Raw genomic sequence first — 1,726 nt, forward strand, 5'->3', positions numbered from 1 at the left:
TTGACCCTGCGATGTTTCTGAAGGAAACTCGGTTGATAATCTTTCTATAATTTAAATCAAAAACTTGAATTCTGCATGGATTTGAATCATAATGTTTTATAAGCACTGGAGGTTTTTTATGAGAAAATTTGGTTTTGTTGCGCTGGTTTCTTTTTTGTTTTTGATGTCTTCTTGCATGAACATGGGTGGCTCTTCTGGGAACGATGGCGCAATCCGTGTTGCAGTTCCGGGAAGCGGTTCGCGCGGCGCATACACTCTTAGCAAGGAAAATGCAAAGACATATAAAGTAGCCCTTTTATTGGACAGCGAAAACTTAAAAACTCAAACTTCCGAGGCGGGGGGGGCGGACATAGTATTTGACGAGCTTGAGCCTGCCACTTACACAGTCCAAGTGGAAGCTTATGACACAGCTGATGTTCTTCTTGCAAGAAAAAGCGAGACTGTAAAAGTTACCGCTGGCGATACTGCGGAATGCTCAATTGCTCTTAAGCTTTTTGCAAGCAGCATTTTGGATTCAAATTATATCTTGTGGAATTATGGAGCTGTCGATTATTCTGGTAATCAAATTATTTATATTGATCAACTTTCTTCTGCTATTACTGAATCTATTAGTTGTGCTACTAATAACGAAACTTCAAGCGCTAGCTTTGTGGAAGATATTGTAAGTAATTGGTATTATATTGCAGATGCAGTTTTAAAAAAAGCAGATAGTCCATGGTCTTCAAATCCTTCTGTAACTGGCAGCCTTTTTTCTGATTCCCTTTATTATGATGATTCTACGGATTCCTTATGGATTGCAAGAAACAGTGATGGAACTACAAGCGCTCTTCAGTTTTCGGTTATAAAAAACATTTCTACAGAGACGTCTCCTTCCATTACTTTTAAGTCTGGGTTTGACAGTTTTGATTACTATGGGGCGGCTTTTGCAATTCAAGGAAATGTTCTTTATCTTGCATATATAGATTCTGATGGAAGCACATATTACCTCCAGCGTGCCATAATTACAGAAAATGCGGACGGCACATTTGCGGTTTCTAAAGTCGGCGCGGCAAAGTCTGTTTCTGATCTTGGTGTTTCCGGCGCAATTACCGACATTGCAATTCTTTATGACGGAACAGTTTACGTTCTTGTTTCAAATGTGGGCAATACAGCAGGTGATTCTGGAGATTCGTTTAACTATGAATATAATCAAGCCAACACAATGTACAGCCGCGGCGCGCTCCTAAAAATACAGAGCACAAGTTTAGGATTTGAAGTCGTTGATACTTTGGGCTGGACAGACTCTTCAAGGACAATAGCTCCTGTTGGGGACGCAATATATAATGGAAAAGCTTTAAGCTCTTTGACAGCTTACATTCCGTCTCTTTCTGAAAACAGTAATAAATTCTACGGGCCACGTAGGTTTGTTGCAATAAGGCCAAAGGAAATTGCAATTGCTGACTGCGGCGCAAACTTTGTAATGCCAAATGTAACTAATTACGCTTATGGAAAAATGTTTACCCACAATAGAGTTGTAACAGTGAGCCTGTCCAATTTTGCAATCAGCAATGTTACGGAGCTTAAAAATATAAATTTCAGCAATCTTACTTTGAGCGGAGGAGGAACTTATTCTGGCGGATATATCCAATCTGGTGGTTGCAATGTTGATTCAAATCTTGTAGAGCAATAGTTTTATTATTAGGGTCAATTTCGAGTTTTGTAAATTTAATGTCATTGCCGTGCTTGA

At 39.3% G+C, this 1,726-nt stretch carries 1 protein-coding gene; it reads left to right on the plus strand.

The features are described from left to right. The first annotated feature begins 118 nt into the window (after positions 1-118). Complete coding sequence (locus B4C08_RS07420) at positions 119-1,669, plus strand: hypothetical protein (protein ID WP_296664210.1); 1,551 nt, start codon at positions 119-121, stop codon at positions 1,667-1,669. The last annotated feature ends 57 nt before the right edge of the window (positions 1,670-1,726 follow it).

The organism is Treponema sp. UBA753 (assembly GCF_002297325.1).
Classification (GTDB): Bacteria; Spirochaetota; Spirochaetia; order Treponematales; family Treponemataceae; genus Treponema_D.